Origin of the sequence: Roseovarius mucosus, assembly GCF_002080415.1 — a bacterium.
GTDB classification, from domain to species: domain Bacteria; phylum Pseudomonadota; class Alphaproteobacteria; order Rhodobacterales; family Rhodobacteraceae; genus Roseovarius; species Roseovarius mucosus_A.
In genome coordinates this window covers 875,176-894,248 of sequence record NZ_CP020474.1, presented here as the reverse complement: position 1 = coordinate 894,248, position 19,073 = coordinate 875,176, and the positions used below count along the sequence as shown (strand labels likewise).

The 19,073-nt window shown below is 63.0% G+C and carries 19 protein-coding genes; 13 read left to right on the top strand and 6 right to left on the bottom strand.

Going from position 1 to position 19,073, the window contains the following annotated elements; genetic code table 11:
• Positions 1–30 precede the first annotated feature (30 nt).
• The 5 genes from ppsR to idi all read left to right on the top strand — a co-directional run bounded on the left by ppsR (position 31) and on the right by idi (position 5,423).
• Complete coding sequence (gene ppsR / locus ROSMUCSMR3_RS04350; RefSeq protein WP_237183535.1) at positions 31–1,461, top strand: transcriptional regulator PpsR; 1,431 nt, start codon at positions 31–33, stop codon at positions 1,459–1,461.
• 68 nt (positions 1,462–1,529) lie between these two features.
• Positions 1,530–2,441: a chlorophyll synthase ChlG gene (chlG, locus tag ROSMUCSMR3_RS04345; protein ID WP_081506575.1), complete on the top strand. Its 912-nt coding sequence runs from the start codon at positions 1,530–1,532 to the stop codon at positions 2,439–2,441.
• The gene (locus ROSMUCSMR3_RS04340; RefSeq protein ID WP_081506574.1) at positions 2,438–3,730 is read left to right on the top strand and encodes a BCD family MFS transporter; all 1,293 of its coding nucleotides are present in this window, start codon (positions 2,438–2,440) and stop codon (positions 3,728–3,730) included. Before chlG ends, ROSMUCSMR3_RS04340 begins: the two co-directional genes overlap by 4 nt.
• A 2-nt stretch (positions 3,731–3,732) precedes the next feature.
• Entirely contained in the window at positions 3,733–4,911 is a 1,179-nt protein-coding gene (locus ROSMUCSMR3_RS04335; RefSeq protein WP_237183534.1) for a geranylgeranyl diphosphate reductase, read from the top strand.
• Positions 4,908–5,423 (top strand): isopentenyl-diphosphate Delta-isomerase, encoded by a 516-nt coding sequence (idi, locus tag ROSMUCSMR3_RS04330; RefSeq protein WP_008280360.1) that lies wholly within the window; start codon positions 4,908–4,910, stop codon positions 5,421–5,423. Before ROSMUCSMR3_RS04335 ends, idi begins: the two co-directional genes overlap by 4 nt.
• A gap of 12 nt (positions 5,424–5,435) precedes the next feature.
• Here idi and ROSMUCSMR3_RS04325 read toward each other — a convergent pair whose 3' ends face one another.
• Together ROSMUCSMR3_RS04325 and ROSMUCSMR3_RS04320 are read right to left on the bottom strand one after the other, a co-directional pair.
• Positions 5,436–5,768, bottom strand: coding sequence for an AzlD domain-containing protein (locus ROSMUCSMR3_RS04325; protein ID WP_008280359.1), 333 nt, complete (start codon positions 5,766–5,768; stop codon positions 5,436–5,438).
• Complete coding sequence (locus ROSMUCSMR3_RS04320; protein ID WP_008280358.1) at positions 5,765–6,487, bottom strand: AzlC family ABC transporter permease; 723 nt, start codon at positions 6,485–6,487, stop codon at positions 5,765–5,767. The genes ROSMUCSMR3_RS04325 and ROSMUCSMR3_RS04320 overlap by 4 nt, the downstream gene beginning before the upstream one ends.
• 58 nt (positions 6,488–6,545) lie before the next feature.
• On the opposite strand from ROSMUCSMR3_RS04320, the gene ROSMUCSMR3_RS04315 reads away from it, so the two are divergent.
• The 4 genes from ROSMUCSMR3_RS04315 to glp are packed head-to-tail and all read left to right on the top strand — an operon-like array spanning position 6,546 to position 10,652.
• Positions 6,546–7,436, top strand: coding sequence for a formate dehydrogenase accessory sulfurtransferase FdhD (locus ROSMUCSMR3_RS04315; RefSeq protein ID WP_081506572.1), 891 nt, complete (start codon positions 6,546–6,548; stop codon positions 7,434–7,436).
• On the top strand, positions 7,433–8,068 hold the full coding sequence (gene mobA, locus ROSMUCSMR3_RS04310) for a molybdenum cofactor guanylyltransferase MobA (RefSeq protein WP_081506571.1): 636 nt from the start codon (positions 7,433–7,435) through the stop codon (positions 8,066–8,068). Before ROSMUCSMR3_RS04315 ends, mobA begins: the two co-directional genes overlap by 4 nt.
• Positions 8,065–8,556, top strand: a complete 492-nt coding sequence (gene mobB / locus ROSMUCSMR3_RS04305) for a molybdopterin-guanine dinucleotide biosynthesis protein B (RefSeq protein ID WP_081506570.1) — start codon at positions 8,065–8,067, stop codon at positions 8,554–8,556. The genes mobA and mobB overlap by 4 nt, the downstream gene beginning before the upstream one ends.
• Positions 8,553–10,652: a gephyrin-like molybdotransferase Glp gene (glp, locus tag ROSMUCSMR3_RS04300; RefSeq protein WP_198385576.1), complete on the top strand. Its 2,100-nt coding sequence runs from the start codon at positions 8,553–8,555 to the stop codon at positions 10,650–10,652. The genes mobB and glp overlap by 4 nt, the downstream gene beginning before the upstream one ends.
• A gap of 7 nt (positions 10,653–10,659) precedes the next feature.
• On the opposite strand, the gene ROSMUCSMR3_RS04295 is transcribed toward glp, so the two are convergent.
• Positions 10,660–11,643: a KpsF/GutQ family sugar-phosphate isomerase gene (locus tag ROSMUCSMR3_RS04295; protein ID WP_008280353.1), complete on the bottom strand. Its 984-nt coding sequence runs from the start codon at positions 11,641–11,643 to the stop codon at positions 10,660–10,662.
• Positions 11,644–11,800: 157 nt separating this feature from the next.
• Here ROSMUCSMR3_RS04295 and ROSMUCSMR3_RS04290 point away from each other — a divergent pair, with 157 nt between their 5' ends.
• Entirely contained in the window at positions 11,801–13,024 is a 1,224-nt protein-coding gene (locus ROSMUCSMR3_RS04290; protein WP_008280352.1) for an MFS transporter, read from the top strand.
• 8 nt (positions 13,025–13,032) lie between these two features.
• Here ROSMUCSMR3_RS04290 and ROSMUCSMR3_RS04285 read toward each other — a convergent pair whose 3' ends face one another.
• The 3 genes from ROSMUCSMR3_RS04285 to ROSMUCSMR3_RS04275 form a co-directional block, all read right to left on the bottom strand.
• A complete protein-coding gene (locus ROSMUCSMR3_RS04285) occupies positions 13,033–14,403 on the bottom strand; it encodes a glutamate--cysteine ligase (protein ID WP_008280351.1) in 1,371 nt (456 codons plus the stop codon).
• Between the two features lie 63 nt (positions 14,404–14,466).
• Positions 14,467–14,994, bottom strand: a complete 528-nt coding sequence (locus ROSMUCSMR3_RS04280) for a hypothetical protein (RefSeq protein WP_081506569.1) — start codon at positions 14,992–14,994, stop codon at positions 14,467–14,469.
• Positions 14,991–15,722, bottom strand: a complete 732-nt coding sequence (locus ROSMUCSMR3_RS04275; protein WP_008280349.1) for a 16S rRNA (uracil(1498)-N(3))-methyltransferase — start codon at positions 15,720–15,722, stop codon at positions 14,991–14,993. Before ROSMUCSMR3_RS04275 ends, ROSMUCSMR3_RS04280 begins: the two co-directional genes overlap by 4 nt.
• A gap of 11 nt (positions 15,723–15,733) precedes the next feature.
• On the opposite strand from ROSMUCSMR3_RS04275, the gene ubiA reads away from it, so the two are divergent.
• The 3 genes from ubiA (at position 15,734) to ROSMUCSMR3_RS04260 (ending at position 19,001) form a co-directional block, all read left to right on the top strand.
• Positions 15,734–16,699 carry a 4-hydroxybenzoate octaprenyltransferase gene (gene ubiA, locus ROSMUCSMR3_RS04270; RefSeq protein ID WP_081506568.1) on the top strand — a complete coding sequence of 322 codons (966 nt, stop codon included), beginning with the start codon at positions 15,734–15,736 and terminating at the stop codon, positions 16,697–16,699.
• Positions 16,700–16,761: 62 nt separating this feature from the next.
• A complete protein-coding gene (locus ROSMUCSMR3_RS04265; RefSeq protein WP_081506567.1) occupies positions 16,762–18,669 on the top strand; it encodes an OmpA family protein in 1,908 nt (635 codons plus the stop codon).
• A complete protein-coding gene (locus tag ROSMUCSMR3_RS04260; protein ID WP_008280346.1) occupies positions 18,666–19,001 on the top strand; it encodes a hypothetical protein in 336 nt (111 codons plus the stop codon). Before ROSMUCSMR3_RS04265 ends, ROSMUCSMR3_RS04260 begins: the two co-directional genes overlap by 4 nt.
• The last annotated feature ends 72 nt before the right edge of the window (positions 19,002–19,073 follow it).

Genomic DNA, 19,073 nt, shown 5'->3' with positions numbered 1-19,073 from the left:
CGCCCTGCGCGCGAGAGTTGGGATAGCAGCGTGACGAAGCAGAACAGGACGTCTGAGCGGCCCCTAACGGGTGGATTGCCCGGATCATCGAGCGTTGATCGCTTGATCGAGCAAGCCTCTGACATCGCGGTCATGCTTGACGACAAATCTCTTGTGGTCGCCATATCCGTTAGCCCGGACCTGCCTGAATTGGGCAGTCTGGAACATTGGGTTGGGCGGGATTTCCGCAATTTCCTCACGGTTGAAAGCCGCACCAAGTTTGATGCCCGTCTGTTAGAGATGCGGGCTGATCCTGATGCCCTGCCGCGCCCGCTGGAGATGAATCACCGGGACAATGCCAATTGGGAATTCCCGGTGCGCTACACGTTGCATCGTGATCCGGACAGTGGTGGCGTTCTTTTGCTGGGGCGCGATATGCAGCCGCTGGCGGAGATTCAGCAGCGTCTGGTGCGCGAGCAGATGGCGCGCGAGCGAGAGCTTGAAAAGTTTCGCGGCATTGAGACCTGTTACCGGGTGGTGCTTGAGGCGTCCGAGACGCCGCTGGTTCTGGTCGAGCCGGATCAGGGCCGCATTCGTGACATCAATTCCGCCGGGGCGCTGTTGCTTGGGTCCAAGCGGGATGTGCTTGCGGGCAATGCTTTTGCGCAGGCCTTTGAAGGGCAGCGGCGGGGCGGGTTCATGGATCAGTTGCGCGCTGCGGCGGCCTCGGATGAAATCACCGGGGTAGAGGCTGTGGCGCGGCGCAATGGGCGGCTGGTGCAGTTGAGCCCGGATTTCTTTCGCGCCTCGGGCGAGGTGCTGATGCTGTGCCGCATGGCACCGGTCGAAGATGAAGAGGCGGCGCGCCCTGAATCGGCGCAATCGCTGACGGCGCTCTTTGAAGCGGCGAGCGATGCAATCGTGCTGCTGGATGCCAATGGTTTGGTTCGGGATGCGAACGAGGGCTTTTTGGTGCTGTCCGATGCCGCGCAATTGCGGGATGTGCAGGGCCGTTCGATGGCGGATTTCCTGTCGCGGGGCAGTGTCGATCTCAAGCTTATTCTGGATAACACCCGCAAGACAGGCCGGATGCGCAGCTATGCCGCACAGGTCCAGAGCATCGTTGGCACGCGCACGTCCGTGGATATTTCCGCCGCACGCCTGCGTGGGCGCAATGCTGATCTGGGTGTTGGCCTGATCATTCGCGATACCAGCCCCCGCGATCTGCCCAATGTCGAAGAAGCCTCGGCCGTGGTCAGCGAAGAAGCGATGCGCAATGTGATGGACCTTGTCGGGACAGCCTCGCTCAAGGAATTGGTATCTGCCACTTCGGACGTGGTCGAAAAGATGTGCATCGAAACCGCTGTGCGCCTGACCAACAACAACCGGGTCGCCGCCGCCGAAATGCTGGGCCTGTCGCGGCAGAGCCTCTATGTCAAGCTGCGCAAGTTCGGGTTGATCAACGCACAGGATGATGAATAGGCCGATTTGCGCGCCTGCATTCGAGAATCCTCTTCCCTCGCGATGGATTGTATAGTTTAATTGACACTATGAGTGTCACAGAGTCCTTACACATCGTGCGCCGCCTGCCAGAGCCTCGGGCCCTGCTGACTTTGATCAAGCCGATCACATGGTTTCCGCCCATTTGGGCCTACCTGTGCGGTGTGATCTCTTCGGGCGTTTCTCCTTTGAATAACTGGGGGCTGGTGATCCTGGGCATGGTGCTGGCGGGGCCGGTCGTCTGTGGCATGAGCCAGGCGGCGAATGACTGGTGTGACCGGCATGTGGATGCGATCAACGAACCGCATCGCCCGATTCCCTCTGGCCGGGTGCCGGGGCGTTGGGGGCTGTGGGTGGCGCTGGCGATGTCGGCGCTGGCGCTGGGGATGGGGGCGTTCCTCGGGCCTTGGGGCTTTGGCGCGACGGTGTTTGGCGTGGTGGCGGCTTGGGCCTATTCGGCAGAGCCGGTGCGCCTCAAGCGGTCGGGTATCTGGGGGCCGGGCCTTGTCGGGCTGTGCTATGAGGGGCTGCCGTGGTTCACGGGCGCGGCGGTGTTGGCCGCAGGCGCGCCCAGCGGGCCGGTTATCGTGATTGCTGCGCTCTATGCCATTGGCGCGCATGGCATCATGACACTCAATGATTTCAAGGCATTGGAGGGCGACCGCCAGACGGGCGTCAATTCCTTGCCCGTCACGCTTGGCCCGGAACGGGCGGCGCGCGTGGCCTGTATCGTGATGGCCCTGCCGCAACTGGCGGTGATCGGCCTTTTGCTGGCCTGGGGCCGCCCGTGGCATGCTGCCGCAATCGCCGTGCTTTTGCTTGGCCAGTTTTGGGCAATGCGTATTCTTCTCTCTGATCCCAAGGGCCGTGCGCCTTGGTATAACGGAACAGGCGTCATGGCGTATGTCACCGGTATGATGATCGCGGCCTTTGCCCTGCGCATGATCGGAGGCGCGCCATGATGCTGAGTTGGTTGCAGATTTTCCGCATGGGTCTGGTGCAGATGTGCCTTGGCGCGGTGGTGGTGCTGACCACCTCGACGCTCAACCGCCTGATGGTGGTGGAACTGGCGCTGCCTGCGGTGCTGCCGGGGCTTTTGGTGGCGCTGCATTACGGCATTCAGATCACGCGGCCCAATTGGGGGTATCTCTCGGATACGAGCGGGCATCGCACCCGCTGGATCATCGGGGGAATGGCGGTCCTGGCCTCGGGCGGGTATCTCGCGGCGCTTGCCGTGGTGATCATGGAAAGCCAATTCGGCCTTGGTCTGGGCCTGTCTATTCTTGCCTATGCCCTTATCGGGCTGGGTGTCGGTGCGTCGGGCACCTCGCTTTTGGCGCTTTTGGCCACAGCCACAGCCCCGCGGCGGCGGGCGGCGGCGGCAACGATCACCTGGCTGATGATGATCGGCGGCATCGCCGTAACCGCAACCACGGTGGGTGCCTTTCTCGACCCCTATACCCCGGCCTTGTTGCTGGAAATCGTGGGCGTTGTGGCACTGGGCGCGGTGGTGCTGACCGCGCTTGCCATTCACGGCATCGAGGCGCGCGTTGGGGCGCAGCCTGCCCGTGCCGATGCGCCGCTGCGGTTTCGTGAAGGTTTGGCCGAAATCTGGGCCGAGCGCGAGGCGCGGCTTTTTACGATTTTCGTCTTCCTGTCGATGACAGCTTACTTCATGCAGGAACTCATCTTGGAACCCTATGCCGGGTTGGTGTTTCATTTCACCCCCGGCCAATCCACGCAGCTCAGCGGTGCGCAGAATGGCGGGGTGTTCCTTGGCATGCTGACCGTTGGCGTTGCCGCCACGGGGCTTCGGCTTGGTTCGATCCGGCATTGGGTGGTGGGGGGCTGTTTGGGATCGGCTTCGGCGCTTGCAGCGATTGCGCTGCTCGGGGCCTCGGGCGCGGCGGCGGCATTCGTCCCGATCGTCGTCGTGCTCGGGTTCTTCAACGGCATGTTCGCGGTGGGCGCGATTGGCGCGATGATGGCGCTGGCGGGGCAGGGGCGCGAGGCGCGCGAAGGCACGCGGATGGGTCTCTGGGGCGCGGCACAAGCGATGGCCGCAGGTTTCGGTGGGCTGATGGGCGCGGCCTCGGTCGATGTGATGCGCCTATTGTCTGATACGGATGCTACGGCGTTCGGCACGGTCTTTTTCTTTGAGGCCGGACTTTTCGTGCTCTCGGCGCTGATGGCGCTCAGGGTGATTGATCATGGCCGCGACCGCGGCGCGACGCTTGTTCCGGGGGAATGACCATGTTTGACGTAGTTGTAATCGGGGGCGGTCCGTCTGGGGCCACTGCAGCCGAGGATCTGGCCCGCTCGGGTTATAAGGTGGCGCTTTTGGACCGTGCCGGGCGGATCAAGCCCTGCGGCGGGGCCATCCCGCCGCGCCTGATTGCCGATTTCAACCTGCCTGACGCGCAGATCGTGGCCAAGATCACCACCGCGCGCATGATCTCGCCCACCGGCCGACATGTGGATATTCCGATTGAAAACGGCTTTGTCGGCATGGTGGATCGCGAGCATTTCGACGAGTTCCTGCGTGTTCGTGCGGCACAGGCCGGGGCTGTGCGCGCCACGGGCACCTATCTGCGGATTGATCGCAGCGGGCCGACACCGGCGGTGATCTACCGCGACAAGGTTACGGGTAACGCACGCAGCCTGCCCACGCGGCTGATCATCGGGGCCGATGGCGCGCGCTCCAGTGTGGCGCGGGACGAGGTGCCGGGGGCCGAGCGTATCCCCTATGTCATCGCCTATCACGAGATCATCGAGGCCCCGGAGGCCACCGCCGCCTATGATCCCAAGCGCTGTGATGTGATCTATGACGGGGCGATTTCGCCGGATTTCTACGGCTGGGTCTTTCCGCATGGCAAATCTGCGAGCGTTGGCATGGGCAGCATGATCAAGGATGTCGATTTGAAACAGGCCACCGCCGATTTGCGCGCGGCCTCTGGCCTTACGGACTGTCCGACAATTCGCCGCGAGGGCGCGCCGATTCCGCTCAAGCCGTTGGACTGCTGGGACAATGGCCGCGATGTGGTCTTGGCGGGCGATGCGGCGGGCGTGGTTGCGCCGTCTTCGGGTGAGGGGATTTACTATGCCATGGTCGGCGGTCGGGTGGCCGCGACGGCGGCGAGTGCTTGCCTTGCCTCGGGGCGGGTGCGCGATCTCAAACTTGCGCGACAGCTTTTCATGCGCGAGCATAAAACGGTGTTCCGGGTTCTGGCGTCGATGCAAAATGCCTATTATAGGTCCGACGAGCGGCGCGAGCGCTTTGTCTCGCTCTGCCATGACATCGACGTGCAGCGGCTGACATTCGAGGCCTATATGAACAAGAAACTGGTCAAGGCGCGACCCATGGCACATCTCAAGATCGGGTTGAAGAACCTCGCCCATCTGACGCGGCTGGTGTCCGCGACCCGAACATGACAGCGCTCATCCCGACATGGATCGGCGGTGATCTGGTTGCCGTGGACAAGCTCGAGGCGCATCAGCGCGGTTTGCGGCACAAGGCGGTGTCGGTCTTTGTCATGGCGGGTGAGGATCTTTTGATTCAGCGCCGCGCGCTTGGCAAATATCATACGCCCGGTCTGTGGGCCAATACCTGCTGCACCCATCCGCATTGGGGCGAAGATCCGCTGGCCTGCGCGCATCGCAGGCTGTCCGAGGAGTTGGGCATCACCGGCCTCTCGCTCACCCATCGCGATCAGGTCGAATACCGCGCCGATGTGGGCGGTGGTCTGACCGAGCATGAGGTGGTGGATATGTTCATGTGCCGCCTGCCTGCGCGCTGTGCGCTTGCCCCGAACCCGGATGAGGTGATGGAGACGCGCTGGATCTCGCTGAATGCGCTGAACGCCGCGATCCGCATGCATCCCACGCGCTATACGCCATGGTTGCGGATTTACATGGCAGAGCATGCGGCGCAGATTTTCGCCTGAGGGCGTTTGCCTTTACATCTGCCCCATCAGGGCAAGCCCGCCATAAAGCGTGACCGCGCCCAAGAGAATCGCCACAATCACGTTGCGCAGCAGATAGCCCGCGATCAGCGTCACCAGCGCCGCCGCCATGCGCGGGGCATCAAGCGTGCCGCCCGTCGCCGCAGGCCAGACCACCAAGGGTGCCACCAGCCCCGGCAGAACCGCGACGGCAGTATAGCGCAGATGCCGGAGCAGCCACGCGGGCAAGGGCCGGTCGCCGATCAGCCCGGTAAAGACAAAGCGCAGCCCAAAGCTGCCCAGACCCAAAAGCACGATCACGATCCAGAGGCTTGTTTTGTCGATCATGGCAACCGCGCCTCCTTGCGCCGCTCAAGCATCAGCTCGACTTGCGCGCCGGTCATCATGCCCGCAACGCCCGCGACCAGAAGCCCGAGGTTATAGGGCAGGAACGCAAAGACCAGCGCCAGTGTGACGGACACAAAGGCAGCCGCCAGATGCGCCGGCGTGCGCAGCATTGGCGCGATCATCGCCAGAAAGGTGATCGGCAGCGCAAAATCAAGCGCCAGCCCCTCGGGGATCGAGGTGCCAACCAGCGCCCCCACAAGCGTGAAGATATACCAGAGCGGGCAAATCGGCGTGACCACGCCAAAGAAATACGCGAGCCTTTGGGGAATTGACCAACCGGGGTTTTTTTCAAAGGCGACGATGGCGCAGGTATAGCTTTGATCGACGGTGAAATAGGCGGCCAGCGCCCGCTGCCCCAAACTTGCCCCGCCGATATAGGGCGTGAGAGAGGCCGAATACATCGCCATCCGCAGATTGACCGCCAGCGCAGAAATGAGCGCAATCGCGGTGGGCGCGCCATCACTGAGCAGTTGCAACGCGGTGAATTGCGCCGCGCCTGCGATCACCAGAACCGAAAAGCTGAGCGTTTCAAACACGTTCAATCCAGCCTCGGTCGCGACCACGCCAAAGAGCAACGAGAAGGGCACGATCACGAGAATGAAGGGCGCACCGTCGCGCACGCCTTGCCAATAGGTCGAATTGGTGGTTTGCCTATGCACCGCTTGCCCCCTAAGTTGCCCCCGTGCCCTGACACCGCCTATCCAATGCCAGAAGGAGATGCAATTGGCCACGACCGAGGACCTCCTGTCTTATCTCATCGCTCCCGATCCTGCCGCCCCGCGCCTTACGCGCGCGGTCGAGGGCATGGATCACGAGGGCAACCGCACGCAGATTTCGGTGGTCGAGGAGCGCCCCTTGACGATTTTCCTCAATGCGCAGGAAATCGTGACTGCCATGACGATTGGCGATTACCCCGAGTATCTGGCGCTTGGTTTCCTGCGCAATCAGGGAATGCTGGGGCCGCAAGAGACGGTCTTGGGCGTGGATTACGATGAAGAGTTGGACACCGTCGTCGTGCGCACTGACGGCCAGACCACTTACGAGGAAAAGCTCAAGAAAAAGACCCGCACCAGCGGTTGCGCCGTGGGCACGGTCTTTGGTGACATGATGGAGGGGCTCGAGGGCGTGACCCTGCCTGCCGTGACGGTCAAGACCTCGGATCTTTATGCCTTGGCCAGCGTGATCAACCGCACGCCGTCGCTCTATCTTGAGGCGGGGGCGATTCACGGCACGGTTCTCTGCCAAGGCAACCGCCCGCTGGTCTATATGGAGGATGTCGGCCGCCATAACGCCGTGGACAAGATCGCGGGCTGGATGCTGAGCGAGGGTGTCGATGCGGGGGATAAACTGCTTTACACTACCGGGCGTTTGACCTCGGAAATGGTGATCAAGACCGCGATGATGGGCATTCCGGTGCTTGCCTCGCGCTCTGGCTTTACCGCGTGGGGCGTGGAGATTGCGCGCCAGGTGGGGCTGACGCTGATTGGCCGGATGCGCGGCAAGCGCTTTGTCTGTCTTGCGGGGGATGACCGCCTGTTGCGGGATGCGGACCCCGAGAGCGTGGGCGATGAGGAGAAAAAACACCGCCGCAAAGGGGCCGACGAATGACCGAGCCCCTTGGTGTCATCCTTGCCGGCGGGCAAGCCACGCGCATGGGCGGCGGCGACAAGGGGCTGTTGGCCCTTGATGATCGCCCGATCCTTGCGCATGTGATCGACCGTCTGGGCCCTCAGGTGGGGGCGATGGCGCTGAATGCGAATGGCGAGCCCGCCCGCTTTGCGGCCTTTGGCCTGCCGGTGCTGCCCGATCCCATCCCCGGTTTCGCCGGGCCGCTGGTGGGCGTTCTGGCTGGTCTTGATTGGGCTGCGGGGCAGGGGGCCGACATAATCGTCACCGTCGCCGCCGACACGCCGTTTTTCCCGACCGATCTTGTGGCGCATCTGACAGGCGTGGCAGAGGGCATGGCGCATCCCCTCGTTCTTGCCGCCACCCCGCGTAGTGACACCGAGACCAAATCCATGAGCGACAGCGGTTTGATCCGCCATCCCACCTTTGGCCTCTGGCCGACGGCGCTGCGGCATGATCTACGCGCGGCCCTGTTGGACGGGCTGCGCAAGGTGGTGCTCTGGACCGACAAACATGACGGGCGCGAGGCGGTATTTGACGACGCGCTCGATCCCTTTTTCAACGTCAATACGCCCGGGGATCTGGACGCGGCACGCAGGAGACTATCAGCATGAGGATTTATGGCGTCACCGGCTGGAAGAACGCGGGCAAGACCGGGCTGATGGAGCGGCTGGTGGCCGAGATTACGGGGCGCGGCTATACGGTTTCCACTGTGAAACACGCGCATCACAGCTTTGACGTGGACCAACCGGGCAAGGACAGTCACCGCCACCGCGTGGCGGGCGCGACCGAGGTGCTCTTGGCCTCGCGTAACCGCTTTGCCCTGATGCATGAACTGCGCGAAGAGGGCGAACCGACGCTTGAATCTCTCTTGCAGAAACTCTCCCCCGTCGATCTGGTGTTGGTCGAGGGCTACAAGCGTGATCGCCATCCCAAGGTCGAGGCGTTTCGCGCCGAAACCGGCAATCCGCTGATTGCCACCGATGATCCCACCATCCGCGCCGTGGCGAGCGATACGGCGTTGACGATCGACCGGCCTCTGTTCGACCTTAATGACACCAAGGCAATTGCCGATTTCATCTTGGCGGAGGTGGCGTTGTGAACCGGTTTGACACGTTTGCGATGCTGGATTGGTCGGGCGGCAACGACACCGGGCCGCGCCCGTGTCGCGATGCGATCTGGCTGGGGGTGACACGCGACGGGGTGGATGAGGCCCCGATGTATCTGCGCAACCGGGCCGAGGCCGAGGCGGCGCTAGTGGCCCTGATTGCGGCAGAGCTTGCGGCGGGGCGCAGGCTGTTGATCGGGGTGGATTTTCCCTTTGGCTTTCCGGCGGGGTTTGCCCGAGGTTTGACTGGCTGCGACAATCCCTTTGCCGTCTGGGACTGGCTGGAAACGGTGATCGAGGATGCCCCGGGCGGCAATAACCGCTTTGATGTGGCGGGCGAGATCAACGGGCGCTTTCCCGGCGTGGGGCCATTCTGGTTCAACGGGTTGAAGCGTGAGATTGCCGGTTTGCCGCGCAAGGATACGCGGGCAGGGCATGGCATGACCGAGCGGCGGGCAGCCGAGGCACGGGCGAAGGGGGCCTTCACCTGCTGGCAGATGGGGGGCGCGGGGGCCGTGGGTGGACAGGTTTTGACCGGGCTGCCGGTGCTCAACCGGCTCAGACGCAGGTTTTACGGGCAAGTGTCTGTCTGGCCGTTCGAGGTGTTGGACAAGCCCGTGGCGCTGGTCGAAATCTGGCCGGGGCTGATCAATGCCGCTGTCAAACCCTTGGGCGAGATCCGGGATGCGCATCAGGTGCGGCTGATGGCGCGCGCGTTGGCGCGTTTACCTCAGGAGCAACTGGCCGAAATGCTGGCGGTGGATGCGCCGGAAGAAGGCTGGATTCTGGGTTTGGGATATGAGGCGGCGTTGATTGCCGCATGTGACGACGTGCTCAAACCGCCGCCCCTGCGGAATGATTGTTTTGCACTGCCTGCGGGCGTGGATTGGACGCCGGTCGATGACGCATTGGCGCTTTTGCAAGATCGGCTGCGTCCCGTGGTGGGCCAGACCCGCGCGCCGCTGGCGCAGGCCTTGGGCCGCGTTCTGGCCGCACCCGTCACCGCGCTGCGCGCCAACCCGCCCGAGGCGAATACCGCCGTGGATGGCTATGGCTTTGCCCATGCAAGCCTGACCGCTGGCGATCAAACGCTGCCGCTCGTTGAGGGGCGCGCCGCCGCTGGTGTGCCCTATCCCGACAGCGTGCCCCCCGGCCATGCGGTGCGCGTGCTGACGGGGGCTGCGCTGCCTGAGGGCGTTGATACCGTGATCCTGCAAGAGGATGTGACCTTGGGCGCGGGGCGTATCGCGTTTCGTGCGGGGCTAAAGCCCGGTGCCAATACACGCCGCGCGGGCGAGGATGTGGCGGCAGATGCGCCGGTACTTGCGCCGGGCCGTGTGATTAGCCCTGCCGATCTGGCGCTTTGCGCCGCTGTGGGCGTGGCGGATCTGCCAGTGCATGAACAGCTGCGCGTCGCGGTCATCTCCACTGGCGATGAACTGGTAGAGGCCGGTCATCCCGCCCGACCCGGCCAGATCTATGATGCAAACCGTCCTATGCTTTTGGGTCTTGTGGAGCAGATGGGCTATGCGCCGCTTGATCTGGGGCGTATTGCCGATGACCGCGCAGCGCTTCGCGCTGCGTTGGATCGTGCGGCGGAAGATTCGGATGCCATTCTCACCTCTGGCGGCGCGTCGTCGGGCGATGAGGATCATGTATCGGCCTTGTTGAATGAGGCGGGGGCCATGGCCGAATGGCGTATCGCCCTGAAACCGGGGCGGCCCTTGGCGCTTGGCCTCTGGCGGGGCGTGCCGGTCTTTGGCCTGCCGGGCAATCCGGTGGCGGCCCTTGTCTGTGCGCTGATCTTTGCGCGGCCTGCGCTGCGGCTCTTGTCCGGGGCGGGCTGGTCGGTGCCGCAGGGATTTCACGTGCCTGCCGGTTTTGAGAAACGCAAGAAACCGGGACGCCGTGAATATCTGCGCGCACGGATCCGTCAGGGGCGGGCAGAGGTTTTCGCCTCGGAAGGCTCGGGGCGGATCAGTGGCCTAAGCTGGGCTGAAGGTCTGGTGGAATTGCCTGACGGTGCGGTGACCATTCAGCCGGGTGATCCGGTGCGCTATATCCCCTATGCGAGCTTTCTGAGCGCCTGATCCGGGATCAGGCGACCCCGGCGCGCAGGATGTCATGGATATGCACGAGGCCGCGCAATTGCCCGCTCTCATCCACGGCAAAGAGCGCGCTGATCTTGTGGGTGTTCATCACGCCCAAAGCCTCGGACAAGAGCGCCTCGGGCAGGATGCTGCGGGGGTTGCGGGTGGCCACCTCTCCGGCAGTGCGTGCCATGAGGTCCGACAGGTTGCGCCGCAAATCGCCATCGGTGATCACCGCCATTAGCCGACCTTCTTCGACCACAGCCGCCACGCCAAAGCCCTTGGCCGTCATCTCGATCAAGGTTTCGCCCATCGGGGTCTCGGCGCTGACCACGGGCAGCGCTGCGCCGCTGTGCATGACCGAAGAGACGCGCAAAAGCTGTGCGCCCAGCGTGCCGCCGGGATGAAAGGCCAGAAAATTCTCGCGCTCAAAGCCCCGCAGCCGCATCATCGCCACAGCCAGAGCATCGCCCAAGGCCAGCGTGCAGGTGGTGCTGGTGGTGGGGGCCATGCCGATGGCGCAGGCCTCGGGGGCATTGGGCAGGGTCAGACGGAAATCGGCCTGTTGTCCAAGGGTACTGTCGGGTTTTTTGGTTATGGCGATGAGAGGGATCGCAAAGCGGCGGCTATGGGCAATGATATCGGCCAGTTCCCGGGTTTCGCCAGAGTTGGAGATCAGGATCAGCGCATCTTCCCGTGTGATCATGCCCAGATCGCCATGGCTTGCCTCGCCCGGATGGACATATTGCGCCGGCGTGCCGGTGCTGGCCATGGTTGCCGCGATCTTGGCGGCGATATGGCCAGATTTCCCCATGCCCGAGACGATGACCCGACCCTTGACCTCAAGAAGGCGCGTCACCACTGCATCGAAGTCGATGGGCAGGTCCGCGTGGAGGGCGCTGAGAGCCTCGGCCTCGATCCGGATGACGTCGCGGGCAATCTCGGTCGGGGTTTCGATCTGGGTCCCGGTTTGGGTCTTGGCGGTCGACATGGGCTGAGCCCTCCTTTTTGCGGCAAGTGTTAGCCTGTCGCGCGCGCCGGGCCAAGCACGGGATAGAGATTGCAGCAAAATGCCGCCCCATCACAACCCGTTGAAGGCCGCTCTTTTCCATCTGGTCAGTCTCTGCGCGCCGTCCTATCGTCGCGCCATGAACGCCGATACCGCCCTTCTCGACAGCCGCTATGCCTGGACACGCCTTGGCGTGTCTTTGGCCATTGCCATGATCGGCAATGCCGGTATGTGGTCCATCATCGTGGTGATGCCCGCAATGCAGGCCGAGTTTGGCGTCGACCGCGCGGCGGCCTCTATGCCCTATACGCTGACCATGGTGGGGTTTGCGCTGGGCAACCTTGGTATCGGGCGGGTGGTGGACCGTTTTGGTGTCACGGCGGCGCTGATCGGGTCAGCGCTTCTGATCTCCACTGCGACGGCCCTGGCTGCGATGAGCCCCACGGTTTTGTTGCTTTCGACGCTTCAATTCATGATCGGTTTCGGATCTGCCGCCAGTTTCGGGCCGCTGATTGCTGATGTCTCGCTCTGGTTTCTAAAGCGGCGCGGGATTGCTGTGGCGATCACCGCCAGCGGTAATTACCTGTCAGGGGCAATTTGGCCGGTGATCCTTGCCGGTATTCTGGCAGAGCAGGGGTGGCGGGCGGTCTATATGGTGCTGGCGGTCGTCACGGTGGCAGGGGTGATCCCGCTTGCGCTGTTGTTGCGACGCCGGGTGCCTTTGGCGGCGCGCGCCCATGCTGACAGCCTGTCTTCGGCCCGTGCTGGGGCGACGGGGCTGTCGCCGCGCACTCTGGCCTTGCTTCTGGGCCTTGCCGGGGTGGGCTGCTGCGTGGCGATGTCGATGCCGCAGGTCCATATCGTAAGCTATTGCGTTGATCTGGGTTATGGCCCTGCCGTGGGGTCACAGATGCTGTCGCTCATGCTTTTGGGCGGGGTTGCATCGCGTCTGGTCTCAGGCCTGCTTGCGGATCGGTTGGGGGGCGTGCGCACGCTTTTGATCGGTTCGGCGCTGCAATGTCTGGCGCTATTCCTCTACCTGCCCTCGGGTGGGCTAACCTCGCTTTATGTTGTCAGCCTTGTCTTTGGCTTGGCGCAGGGCGGCATCGTGCCCAGCTATGCGGTGATCGTGCGAGAGTATATGCCCAGTGCCGAGGCTGGGCGGCGCGTGGGATTTGTGATGATGGCAACCATCGCCGGGATGGCGATTGGCGGCTGGATGTCGGGCTGGATTTATGACCTGACCGGCAGCTATCACATGGCGTTTCTCAACGGCATTGCTTGGAATTTCCTCAACATCGGGATCATGGTTCTGATCCTGATGCGCACCCGGACCAGAACGGGCAGCCCGCTGCCGGCCTGAACAGGCGGTTAATAGCTGTAGTCGGCGTAAATCCGGCTAAGATCACCCGCCCAATCGCTATTATACCGGTCGAGCAATTCATCCGCGGGGGCCTTGCCGGTCTCGACGCTTTCGCGCAGCGCATTAAGGAAATGGGTCTCGTCGGGGATCATGCCGCCGCCGCCCGACCGCGCGCGCGCCTTAAGGCCCGCCTCAGAGATGTTGAGAACCTCGCGGGCCAGTTCGTGCATGTGGATGTCGCCCACCCGCGCCTGAAGCCCGTCCACACTGGCCGCCACCCGCAGCGCATCGCGCGTCTCGGCATCCCAGCCCTTGCAGACGTCCCATGCCGCATCAAGTGCGGATTGGTCATACATCAACCCCACCCAGAAGGCAGGCAGCGCACAGAGCCTGCGCCACGGGCCACCATCGGCCCCGCGCATCTCCATGAATTTCTTGATCCGCGCCTCGGGGAAAGTGGTGGTCAGGTGATCGGCCCAATCGCTCAGCGTTGGTTTCTCGCCGGGCAGGGCAGGAAGCTCACCGCGCAGGAAATCGCGGAACGACTGCCCCAGAGCGTCGATATACTTGCCGTCGCGATAGACGAAATACATCGGCACATCGAGCGCGTAATCGGCATAGGCCTCAAACCCGAAACCCTCTTCGAACACAAAGGGCAACATGCCGGTGCGCGCGGGATCAAGATCGCGCCAGACGCGGGCGCGCCAGCTTTTGTGCCCATTGGGCTTGCCCTCGAAAAACGGCGAATTGGCGAAAAGGGCTGTTGCCACCGGCTGCAAGGCCAGCGCCACGCGCAGTTTCTGCACCATGTCGGGTTCTGAGGAGAAATCGAGATTGACCTGCACGGTGCAGGTGCGGCGCATCATGGTGCGCCCCATGGTGCCGACTTTCTGCATATAGCTGTCCATCAGCTTGTAGCGGCCCTTGGGCATGAGCGGCATGTCGTCATGCATCCAGATCGGGGCAGCACCCAGGCCGATAAAGCCCACGCCCACCTTGTCGGCGATGTCTTTGACCTCGCGCAGGTGGTCGTTCACCTCGTCGCAGGTTTGGTGAATGGTCTCAATCGGCGCACCCGAAAGCTCTAATTGACCGCCCGGCTCGAGGCTGACATTCGCCCCGTCCTTTTCCAAGCCGATGAGCTTGCCGCCCTCTTCCACGGGCGACCAGCCATGCACATCGCGCAGCCCTTCAAGCACCGCCAATACGCTGCGCGGCCCCTCGTAGGGAATGGGGCGCAGTGTGTCTTTGCAATAGCCGAACTTTTCATGCTCGGTGCCAATGCGCCAATCTTGCTTGGGTTTGCAACCACTTGCCAGATATTCTGCAAGTTGCTCATGGCGTTCGATCGGCCCGCCGCCGGATTGTGGGATAGACATATTCGGGCCTCCTGATCAGGGCATTGTCTCGGGCGACACAGTTGGCGGCAAACACACGGACTGTCAATGCAGCCTAAGGTGCGAGACCGCGCTTTGCGGGTTCTGCCAAATCACGGTTGGGTGATCGGGTAGGCGGCGCATCTGCGCCAGCATATGTTCGGTGCGCAGGCCGGGCAGGGCGGCGAAGGCGTCAAAGAGCGCTTCGGCCCCTTCGGCGTTGAGCGGGATATGCAGCGCGGGCGCGCCATCTATGCTTAGCACCCAATGTGGCGGCTTGCCTGTGGGATCGAGCGTGAGCGTATCAAGATCGCGAATGGCCACCACGCCCCCCGTCAGAGGCCCGAAATAGGCGACTTGCCCCTCGTCCACCTGCACCACGCCGGGGCCGCCCGCGCCTGCGCGAAATCGCGCGCGTTGCAGCCCCATCACCAGTACTGCCCCGGCAAGGATCAAAAGCGCGTAGCCCAGCCATTGCAAAAGGCCATAGCTGCCAATCCCCCACCAAAGCCCAAGTGCTGCTAGCCCGACACCGCTGAGCACTTCGCGCCAGCGCCAGAGAGCAGCGCGCGCTTGCGGGCGAATAAAGCTCATGTCCAATCCCCTAAAGCGCGTTGCCAGAGCGTCATTGCCGCCACCGCCGCCGTATCGGCGCGCAGGATGCGAGGCCCAAGGCTGACGGCATGCGCCTGCGGCAGCGCCGCGAGGCGCGCGCGCTCGGCCTCTGAAAACCCGCCCTCGGGGCCGATCAGGATGGCCCAAGGCGCGCCGCGCGGCAAATCACCGGCAAGCGTTGCCGCGTGGCCCGCCAGCCCTTCATCGCAAAACATCAACTGCCGGTCCTTGGGCCAGTCCGCAAGCATCCGGTCAAGGCGGTGCAGATCGCCGACTTCGGGCACAAAGGTGCCGCCGCATTGCTCGGCGGCCTCGACGGCATGGGCCTGAAGGCGGTCCTGTCGGATGCGTTCGGCATTGGTGAACTCGGTCTGCACAGGGATGATCCGCGCAGCCCCCATCTCGGCGGCTTTCTCGACGATGAAATCGGTCCGCGCCTTTTTGATCGGGGCGAACAAGAGCCAAAGATCCGGCGGATCGCGCTGCGGAGCTGTCTGCTCTGCCACCTGCAACACCCCGCCGCGCTTGCCTGCCTCGATCACGTCGGCGCGCCATTCGCCGTGCCGCCCGTCAAAGAGCAGCACAGCATCACCCACACCTTGCCGCATCACCCCAAAGAGGTAATGGGCCTGTGGTTGCGTCAGAGGAATGGTTTGCCCTTCCCCCAACGGGTGCTCTACATAAAGCCTGATCTTCGCTGCTTTCATGGGGCCAACATATGACCGCAAAGAACCAGACGCCAGAGGCCACGGGACAGGTGGCCGATGCCTATGCGGGCAATTGGGTGGACCGATTGGCCCCTGCGGCGACGCGCCCCTATTTGCGGCTGAGCCGAGCAGATCGGCCGATTGGCACATGGCTCTTGCTTTTGCCCTGCTGGTGGGGGCTGACGCTGGCGATGCTGTCAGATGGGCAGGCGGGGTGGCATGATCTGTGGATCTTCATTGGCTGTGGTCTTGGTGCCTTTCTTATGCGCGGGGCGGGCTGCACGTGGAATGACATCACCGACCGGCATATCGACGGCTCTGTCGCGCGCACGGCCTCGCGGCCTATTCCTTCGGGGCAGGTCACGGTGCGCGGCGCGCTGATCTGGATGGCGGTGCAGGCGCTGATTGCGTTCGGGATTCTGCTGACGTTCAACACCGCCGCAATCGTGCTTGGCATACTCTCGCTCTTGCCCGTCGCCGTCTATCCGTTTGCCAAGCGGTTCACATGGTGGCCGCAGGTCTTTCTGGGTCTTGCCTTTAACTGGGGCGCGCTTTTGGCCTGGACGGCCCATACCGGACGCCTCGAGACACCTGCGGTGATCCTTTATCTCGCGGGTATCGCCTGGACGCTCTTTTATGACACGATCTATGCCCATCAGGACGCCGAGGATGACGCCCTTATCGGGGTGAAATCCACGGCGCGGCTCTTTGGCGACAATTCCCCGCGCTGGCTGCGGTGGTTTTTGGTGGCGACTGTCTCGTTGATGGCGTTGGCGGTTATTCTTGCGGTGCCGGACGCCCGCATGACGGCGCTTCTTGTGGCGCTCTGCGGGCCGTGGGTGATGGGCTGGCATATGCAAGGCCAGATGCGTCGCTTGCGGTTGGACGATACCGCGCGCCTGCTTCACCTTTTCCGGTCCAATCGCGATGCGGGTCTCTTGCCTGTGCCGTTTTTCGCCGTCGCTTGTCTGCTGTGATTGAACTCATGCCGCCGCACGCCTAAAGACGTGGGCAGCACTCATAAATTGGCTATTGCCCGATGCGTTTATCATCTGCCTTTACGATCGCCGGAACCTTTGTCGGGGCAGCGGTGCTTGCGGTTGTTGCCGCAGGCTTTGCTGTGAGCGCCATCGAAGACAGCTCTCGGCGGGCGGTGCGTGACACGCTGGACCGGGTTGGATTGGTCTGGGCCGATGTCGATACGGACGGGCTGCAACTCTTTCTGGCGGGCACCGCGCCCTCTGAGGCGTTGCGGTTCAAGGCGCTGTCGCTGGCGGGCACGGTGGTTGATGCAGCGCGGGTGATCGACCAGATGTTGGTGCAAGATGCAGCCGATATCGCGCCGCCGCGCTTTGCCATCGAAATCCTGCGCAACGATAGCGGCATTTCCTTGATCGGGCTGGTGCCTGCGGCCACGGACCGAGATAAGCTTTTGGCGGATATCGCGTCTGTGACCGATGACGTCCCGGTGGCCGACCTGCTTGATTCCGCAGATTACCCGTATCCAGAGACATGGCCCGCAGCGCTGCGTTATGCGGTGCGGTCGCTGGGAAAATTGCCGCGCGCCAAGATTTCCGTGAGTGCGGATAGGGTCGAGATCAAGGCCATGGTCGACAGCACAGAGGCACAGCGCCGGATCGAGACGGATCTGGCGCGCACGGCCCCGGACGATGTGCGCCTGGCGCTCGCAATCTCGGCACCGCGGCCAGTGATCACGCCGTTTACCCTGCGGTTCGTCATCGACGAAACAGGCGCGCGATTCGACTCCTGCTCTGCGGATACCGAAGAGGCGCGCGATGGTATTTTGCGCGCTGCGGGCAAGGCTGGCATCCAGACCAAGGCCGACTGTGTGGTCGGGATGGGTGTGCCCTCGCCCCAATGGTCGCGGGCGGCAGAACTGGCCATCGCGGCGGTCGCGGACCTTGGCGGCGGCACGGTTACGTTTTCGGATGCCGATGTAGCGCTTTTGGCGCCCGAAGGCACGGCGCAAAGCCTCTTTGACGACGTGGCGGGTAAACTTGAAGCCGATCTGCCCGAGGTTTTTGCCCTTACTGCCACGTTGCCGCCGCCGCCCGATGCCGCGCAGCCCGCAGCGCCAGAGTTTGTGGCCACTCTGTCGCCCGAAGGTCAGGTTCTGATTCGGGGCCGGGTGGGCAGCGAGACCAGCCGCGAGACGGTGCGTAGCTTTGCCAAGGCGCGGTTTTCATCGGATTCGGTGCATTTGACGGCGCGGGTCGCCGAGGGTTTGCCGCGTGATTGGCCGATCCGCGTTCTGACCGGGCTTGAAGCCTTGTCCTATCTGTCGAACGGTGTCGTGACCGTCACGCCCGATAATATCGGCGTTAAGGGAAATACGGGCCGCAAGACTGCCAGTGCGGAAATCGCGCAGTTTCTTGCGGAAAAGCTGGGCGAGGCAGAACAATACTCTATCGACGTGACGTATAAAGAGGCCCTCGATCCTGTGGCCGGGCTTCCGACGCCAGAGGAATGCGAGGCGCAAATCGCGGGGATCCAAGCAGAGCGCAAAATCAACTTTGAGCCGGGATCGGCCAAGATTGACGCCCAAGGGGCGGCCATCATGGATGACATTGCCGATGTGCTGAAAAAATGCGGCGAGGTTCGGATGGAAATCGGCGGCCATACCGATAGCCAGGGTGGCGAGGATATGAACGCGCAACTCAGCCTCTCGCGTGCGCGCGCGGTTCTGGACGAATTGCGCATGCGCCGCGTGCTGACATCGAGCATTGACGCCAAGGGCTATGGTGAGAGCGTGCCCATCGCTGATAACGAGACCGAAGAGGGCCGCGAGACCAACCGCCGTATTGAATTTCGCCTGATCCGCCCCGAGCCACTGCCAGATGAGCAAACAGCGCTTGAAAGCCTTGAAGAACCGGGGGAAGAAGGTGCAGAGGCAGAAGAGACCACGCAGGATACGCCAACCGAATGAATAGAACCGAATTCATCATCGCAACCGCCATCGTTCTTTTCGTGGCGTTCTGCATGGGCTGGTTCGCCAATTGGCTGGTACATCGCTTTATCCGCGTGCCGGGATCGGATGTAGGGGAACTGGAGCGGTTGGCGCAAGAACTGCACGAGGCCGAAGAAACCCGCGATCAGGCGATCACCTATCTGCAACAGCGTGAGGCGGAGTTGACCAATCAGATCAGCCAGACCGAGGCAGAACTGGCCGCCACCATGGACGGTCTGCGCGAGGCGCGCTATGAGGCGGAACAACTGCGCGCGCATCTTGAAAAGATGGCTGGTCGCGCCGTCGGCTGATATTTTAGCGACGTTCGGCAGGGCCTGATCAAGCAAAAAAAGTGTTTCGGCGTTCCAATGAACAACCGAAAC